This is a genomic window from Geomonas sp. Red276 (assembly GCF_054784495.1).
Genome location: NZ_BLXW01000003.1, coordinates 86,108 through 93,737, shown reverse-complemented (window position 1 = coordinate 93,737; position 7,630 = coordinate 86,108). Strand labels below are relative to the sequence as shown.

Sequence of the window (7,630 nt, the reverse complement as noted above, 5' to 3'; positions counted from 1 at the left end):
GCATGAACGAGCAGTCCCCCTCGGTTGCCATCGTCGGGATCGGCGGGATTTTCCCCGGCGCTCCCGACCTCACCACGTTCTGGGAAAACATCCGCTTAGCCAAAAGTGCCGCCCGGGAAGTACCCGAGGGTAGATGGCAGATCTCCGCCGATACCGCCTTCGATCCCGAGCCCGGCAAGCCTGACCACGTCTACTCGCGCCGCGGCTGCTTCATCGAGGAGCTGCCGCCGCTTTCCGAGCTCGCCGGCCTCTTCATCGACCAATCCCTGATCGCCCGGCTCGACCCCGCCTTCCAGCTCCTTCTGCACGCCGGCAAGCGCGCGTTCGACAGCGCAGTCACCAAGCCGGTGGATCTCACCCGGGTCGGCGTCATCATCGGCAACCTCGCCCTCCCCAGCGAAAAATCCGCCGAGATCACCCGCGCCCTCCTTGGCCGCACCTTCGAGGAAAAGCTCCTCGGCAAGGCCATCGAGACCGCCGCCACGGAACCCCTCAACCGCTACGTCGCCGGCCTCCCGGCGGGTCTTCTGGCCGCCTCCCTGGGGCTTGGCGGCGGGGCCTTCACGCTGGACGCGGCCTGCGCCTCCTCTCTCTACGCGATCAAGCTTGCCGTGGACGAATTGACCTCCGGCCGGGCCGACGCCATGGTAACCGGCGGCCTCTCCCGTCCCGATCCCCTCTTCACCCAGATGGGCTTCTCCCAGCTGCGGGCGCTGTCCAAACGCGGCATTTGCGCCCCGTTCGACGCCACCGGCGACGGCCTCGTGGTCGGCGAAGGGGCCGGCATCTTCATCCTGAAACGGACCCAGGACGCCCTCAAGCACGGCGACAGGATCTACGGGATCATCCGCGGCGTAGGTCTTTCCAACGACGTCGGGGGAAGCCTCCTGGCGCCGCTTTCGGACGGGCAGCTGCGCGCCATGCGTGACGCCTACGCGAAGGCGGGATGGGCACCGCAGGACGTCGATCTCATCGAATGCCACGCGACCGGCACCCCGGTCGGGGACGCCACCGAGGTAGCGAGCCTCAGGGAACTCTGGGGAGCCGCACCGGGATCGGAAAAGTGCTGCGTGATCGGTTCGGTCAAGTCCAACATCGGCCATCTGCTGACCGCCGCCGGATCGGCCGCCCTTACCAAGATCCTCTTGGCCATGGCCGAGGAAACCCTCCCCCCCACCGCCAACTTCGCCCAGGCTCCCGCCAACTTCGGGCTGGATCAGAGCCCGTTCGGCGTGCTCAAATCCCCGGCGCCGTGGATCCGCCGCGGCGAGGGGATCCCGCGCCGGGCAGGCGTCAGCGCCTTCGGCTTCGGCGGGATCAATGCCCACCTTTTGGTCGAGGAGTGGATCGGGCAGGAGGTGGTGCAAGAAGCGGGGTCGGTTTTTGGCGCTCAGGGGGAGGCAAAGGCAAATCCCCCCTGTCCCCCCTTTGACAAGGGGGGGACCTCTGGCCGAACTTCGGAACGGGGTGGCGACGCCATTCAGGACGATGTCGCTATCGTGGGACTCGATGCGCGGTTCGGGAAGTGGCAGTCGCTGACGTCCTTCCAGGCGCACGTGCTGGGGGGTGATCAGGCGACCAAGCCGGGCCGGCCGACCGACTGGTGGGGAGCCGAGAAGAGCGAGTGGTTCGCCGAAGCGGGGCTTTCCTCCACGCCGTTCGCCGGGTACTTCGTGGACGATTTCGCGGTGCCGCTGGACCAGTTCCGGATTCCGCCCCGCGAGATGGAGGAGATGCTGCCGCAGCAGCTGTTGATGCTGCAGTCGGCGGCGGCCGCCATCGGCGATGCCAAGCTCGATCGTTCGGAGAACCTGCGCGCCGGGGTGTTCGTCGGGATCGCCCTCGACCTCAACAGCACCAACTTCAGCTTCCGCTGGTCGATCGCCGAGAAGGCGGCCGCCTGGGCCAAGGAACTCGGGCTCGAAATGAGCGACGAGCAACTCGCCGCCTGGATCCAGGAACTGCGCGAGAAAAGCGGACCTGCCCTCACCGCCAACCGGACCATGGGTGCCTTGGGAAGCGTGGTTGCCAGCCGCGTCGCCCGCGAGTTCCGTTGCGGCGGCCCGAGCTTCACGATCTCCAGCGAGGAAAGCTCCGGGATCCACGCCCTGCAGGCCGCGGTGCGCCAGCTGCAGTCGAACGAGATCGATCGCGCCATCGTGGGAGCGGTCGATCTGGCCGGCGACCTGCGGGCCGCCTGGGGGCATCACATGGCCCGCCCCTTCTCCAAGTCGGGCCGCGCTACCCCCTTCGACCAGAGTGCCGACGGCACCGTGATCGGGGAAGGTGCGGCGACCCTGGTGCTCAAGCGTCTGGAAGACGCCAAGGCCGCCGGGGATAGGATCTATGCGGTCATCAAGGGGGTCGGCGACGCGAACGGGGAGTTGAAGCTGCCGGGTGCTGCTGCCTACCGCCGGGCGCTCGAGCGCGCGTACCGCGATGCAGGGATCGATCCCGTACGGGTTGGGCTCGTGGAGGCTCACGGCAGTGGCGATCCCGCCGAGGACCGGATGGAGTGCGCCGCCCTCTCCGACTTCTTCCAGCCTCCCGGCTCCACTTCGAAATTCGCTCCCCGCCGCCTCCCGGTCACCGCCGTCAAGGGAATCATCGGGCACTGCGGCGCCGCCAGCGGTATCGCGTCGCTCGCGCGCGCCTCCCTGGCGCTCTACCAGGAGATCATCCCGCCGGCTCCCGCGGGAAAGGCGCCCCTTTCCAAATTCTCCGGCAGCGACGCCATCTTCCTCCCCTCCGGGCCCCGCTTCTGGCTCCGCAATCGTGCCGAAGGGCCCCGCCACGCCGGGGTCAGTGCCTTCGGCGTCGACGGGGGGTGCTGCCACGTCGTGCTGGAGGGATATGACAAGGTACCCGCCGAGGCGAAGGCGGAACGCCTGGCGCCGCTTGGCCCCGGCAACGACTTCCTCTTCCCGGTCACGGGCTCCGGGCAAGGGGAGATTGCCGAAGCGCTCCTTCAGCTGAGGGATAAAGCCACCCTCCCCTCTCCTCCCGATATCGCCACGCTTTCCCGGGAGCTCATCAAGCGGCAGCAGGCGGCGATCAACCAGCCCTTGGCCATGTCGCTGGTGGCCCGCAGCCGCGACGAACTGATCGGGCTCATCGACCAGGCTGAGCGGCTCTTGAGGGCGGATTCGGTCCAGAGCGAGGCCATCCTTCATCCGTCCCTGCGGGATCGGCTCTTCTTCTCCCGCAACCCGCTCGGTCCCACCGGCAAGGTCGGCTTCGTCTTTCCCGGCTCGGGTAATCACTTCGCCGACATGGGGAAGGATCTTTCCGCCCGCTGGCCGGAGATCTTCCGTCGCCAGGACGCGGAGAACCAGTATCTGCGCGAGCAGTTCCAGCCGGAAGCGTTCTGGAACGGAGCCCCCATCGAAGAGGTGAACGACGACCACCTGGCGGTCATCTTCGGCCAAGTGGCGACCGGCTGCGCGGTGAGCGACGTCGTCCAGGGTTTCGGGATCAAGCCGAATGCGGTAATCAGCTACAGCCTCGGCGAGAGCGCCGGCCTCATTGCCACCCGGACCTGGCAGGAACGGGACCTGATGCTCTCCCGCATGAAGAATTCCACCCTCTTCACCCACGACCTGGCCGGTGAGTGCCGCGCGGTCAGGAAGGCCTGGGGCGAGATGGAGGGGAAGGAAATCAACTGGTGCATCGGCGTGGTCGACGCGCCCGCGCGCGAGGTCCGCAGGGCGCTCAAGAAGAGCTCGCACGTCTATCTCCTGATCGTGAACACCCCGGACGAGTGCGTGATCGGCGGCGACGTGAAGTGGGTGAAGCACGTGGTGGCGATGCTCGATTGCCGGTTCTTCCCGCTGCAGGGTGTCACCACGGTCCATTGCGAAGTGGCGCGTCCGGTGGCCGAAGCCTACCGCGATCTCCATCTCTTCAACACCAATCCGCCGAACAACATCACCTTCTACAGCGGGGCCTACGGGGCTTCGTTCCAGGTGAACCGCCGGTCGGCCGCGGAATCGATCCTCGCCCAGGCTCTGGAAGGGATCGACTTCCCGAAGGTGATCGACGCGGCGTACGAGGACGGCGTCCGCATCTTCATCGAGATGGGGCCCGGCGCCTCCTGCACGAGGATGATCGGAAGGATTCTCAACAAGAGGCCGCACGCCGCCAGGGCGGTCTGCTTCCCCGGTGGGGATGAGAACTCGGCGGTGGTGAAGCTGCTGGCCCACCTTTTCGCCGAACGGGTGCCGATGGACCTGGAGCCGCTGATTGCCGGGTACGCGAAGGACGTGGTGGTCGTTGGGTCGAAATCGCTTAGGTGCGTCACTGGCTCTGAACGGTTCGAAGTGACTGCGGTACCCCATCGTCGCCCCACCCATCCCCTTGAAGAGGAGGGAGTAATTGAGGTCGCAACGGTGTCTCTGCCAGAGGAAGAAAAGGCGGTGGAGGTGCCGGTACAGGAAGGATTCAACTTCACTGGCAGCGTAGAGAGTGTCAGCGAGGTGGTCGGACAGAGCACTCTGACGGCAGAAACTGAACTGGTACCGGCAGCATTTGAGGGTGCAGGCACGATGTCACAGGCGCCTGAAACCTTCACCCATAGCATTCATACTGAAAGTCAACCTGCTATTTCTGCGACCGATTCGGCTCATACCATGTCTCAACAAGTAGATACTGCGGCAGCATTCCAGGCTAACGTTCATCCCGCGCCCTCACCCGTCCAGAGCTTCGCCGAGGTTGCCACGGGCGAAGGCCCGCTGGGAGGAGAGGTGGAAAATGGGGTGACCTCGCTGCTGCAGAATTTCGCGGCGGCACAGCAGGCGACTCTCCAGGCACACGAGGCGTACCTGCGCGTGGCTGAGGAAATGACCCGCTCGATGACGGAAGCGCTGGCGCTGCAACTGGCCTTGCAGGAGAAGATGCTGGCGGAAGGGGTCGCGGCGGAGCCGTACGCGGTGGGCACCGTGGGCACCGTGGGCACTGTGGGCACTGTGGGCGCGGTAAGCGCGGTAAGCGCGGTAAGCGCGGTGGACCGGGTGGACACAGCGTCTAAAGCTGGAAGCGCCGCCCGCGATGCCGCATCTCTTGCCCCGGCAGCGGAGCCGCGCCCGCCGGTTAAGCCGGCGGTGTTTGACCGGAACATGTGCATGGAGTTTGCCATAGGGTCGGTCGGCCGGATGCTGGGACCGGCTTTCGCCGAGGCGGATAGCTTCCCGACCAGGGTGCGGCTCCCGGATGAACCGTTGATGCTGGTCGACCGGATGGTCACTCTCGAGGGCGAGCCGAAATCGATGACCAGTGGGCGGGTCGTCACCGAGCACGACGTCCTTCCTGGCGCCTGGTACCTGGACGGAGGCAGGATCCCGACCTGTATCGCCGTGGAGGCGGGTCAGGCCGACCTCTTCCTCTCCGGCTACCTCGGCATCGACTTCATTACCCGCGGACTGGCCGTCTACCGGCTCCTCGACGCGGTGGTCACTTTCCACCGCGAACTGCCGCGCCCGGGCGAAACCATCAGCTACGACATCAGGATCGAGCGCTTCTTCCGCCAGAACGACACCTACCTGTTCCGGTTCCACTTCGAATCGACGGTCAACGGGGAGCCGCTTCTCTCCATGCGTAACGGCTGCGCTGGATTCTTCTCCCAGGCGGAACTTGACGCGGGGAAAGGGATCGTTCGCGGCGCTCTCGACCTCCGCCCAACCTCCGGCAAGCTTCCCGCCGGCTGGCAGGACCTGGTGCCGATGGAAAAGGCCTCCTATACCGGGGAACAGCTGGACCGCCTGCGCCAGGGGGATCTCGCAGGGTGCTTCGGACCGCTCTTCCAGGGGCTTAACCTGAGCCGCCCACTCACTATCCCGGGCGGAAAGATGCGGCTTGTCCACCGGGTCATGGAGTTGGTCCCCACAGGGGGCCGCTATCAGCTCGGCTTCATCAGGGCCGAGGCGGACATCCGCCCCGACGACTGGTTCATCACCTGCCACTTCGTCGATGACAAGGTCATGCCGGGCACTCTCATGTACGAGTGCTGCATGCACACGCTAAGGATCTTCCTGCTGAGGATGGGTTGGGTCGCCGAAGGGGACGAAGCGGCATGGCAGCCGGTTCCGGGCGTGGCAAGCCAGCTCTGCTGCCGCGGCCAGGTTCTGGAAAATACCAAGGTCGTCACCTACGAGGTCACGGTGCGCGAGTTGGGGTACCGTCCGGAGCCGTACGCCATCGTGGATGCGCTCATGTACGCGGATGGCAAGCCGATCGTCGAGATCACCAACATGTCGGCTCGGCTCACCGGGACTGACCGGGATAAGCTCTCCGGACTATGGACCGGGAGGCAGGGTGCCGGGGCTGGCAACGCGGTTCAGGCGGGACGCCCCCACCTCCTTGCACCCTCCCTCCAGGCGGCTTCTCCTGCGGTCGGATACCAGCGGAAACCGGCGATCTATACGAAGGAGCAGATCCTCGCCTACTCCAACGGTAATCCTTCCGAGGGGTTCGGGGACAAGTACAAGGTCTTCGACCGGGAGCGGAAGATCGCCCGGTTGCCGGGTCCCCCGTTCCAGTTCATGGACCGCGTCACGGCCGTCGCCGGTGAGCCGTGGAAGATGGTGCCGGGAGCCATGGCCGAGGCGCAGTACGACATCCCGATGAACGAGTGGTATTTCGGCGTGGAGCGCCAGGGGAGGATGCCGTTCTCGGTGCTCTTGGAGGCCGCTCTTCAGCCGTGCGGATGGCTGGCCGCCTACGTCGGGTCGGCCCTTTCCTCGCCCACCGACATCTCCTTCAGAAACCTGGGAGGTACCGCCCTCCAGTACCGTCCCGTCACCCCGGAAAGCGGCACGCTGACGGCGACCGCCAACCTGACCAAGGTCGCCAACAGCGGCGGGATGATCATCCAGGAGTTCACCTTCTCGGTCGCCGACCGGGACGGCGTCGTCTACGACGGCGAGACCATGTTCGGGTTCTTCGGCAAGGAGGCGCTTGCCAACCAGGTCGGGATCAGGGACGCCGCGGCCTATCAACCGAACGAAACGGAAGCGGCAGGCGCCGAGCGGCTCCCCTACCCTGCGGCGCCTCCTTTCCCGGACACCATGCTGCGGATGATCGACACAATCGAGATGTACCTCCCGAACGGAGGCCCGGCCGGGCTTGGGTACGTAAAGGGGACCAAAAAGGTGCAGCCGGAGGAGTGGTTCTTCAAGGCGCACTTCTACGAGGATCCGGTCACGCCGGGATCGCTAGGGCTGGAGTCGTTCCTTCAGCTGGTCAAATTCGCCGCGGTCCGGCGCTGGGGATGGTCGGATGGTGACGTTCTCGCCGCGGTCGCCCTGAACCGCAAGCACCGTTGGCTCTACCGTGGCCAGGTGGTGCCGACTAACAGTCTGGTGACGGTCACCATGTGGGTCACGGCGATGGACGACGCCGCGAAGGTGATGACGGCGGATGGCTTCCTGTCGGTGGACGGGAGGGTCATTTACCAGATGAATGATTTCACGGTGCAGGTGGAAAGGAAGTAAAACCTCCCTCACCCGCCCTTCGGGCACCCTCTCCCGGGGGGAGAGGGGTTACTGGAGGCGACTATTCGCTCTCCCGGAGGGAGAGGGGTTACTGGAGGCGACTATTCCCTCTCCCTCCGGGAGAGGGGGTACTGGATTTCACT

1 protein-coding gene is annotated in these 7,630 nt (G+C 65.7%); it reads left to right on the top strand.

The window, feature by feature from the left end:
* Window positions 1-2 precede the first annotated feature (2 nt).
* A complete protein-coding gene (locus tag ACYVL5_RS03640; protein WP_460594196.1) occupies window positions 3-7,487 on the top strand; it encodes a beta-ketoacyl synthase N-terminal-like domain-containing protein in 7,485 nt (2,494 codons plus the stop codon).
* Window positions 7,488-7,630 lie beyond the last annotated feature (143 nt).

What these genes read in the sequence shown, in the direction of transcription:
- ACYVL5_RS03640 (WP_460594196.1), top strand. Translation starts at nt 3, where the DNA reads ATGAACGAGCAGTCCCCCTCGGTTGCCATCGTCGGGATCGGCGGGATT.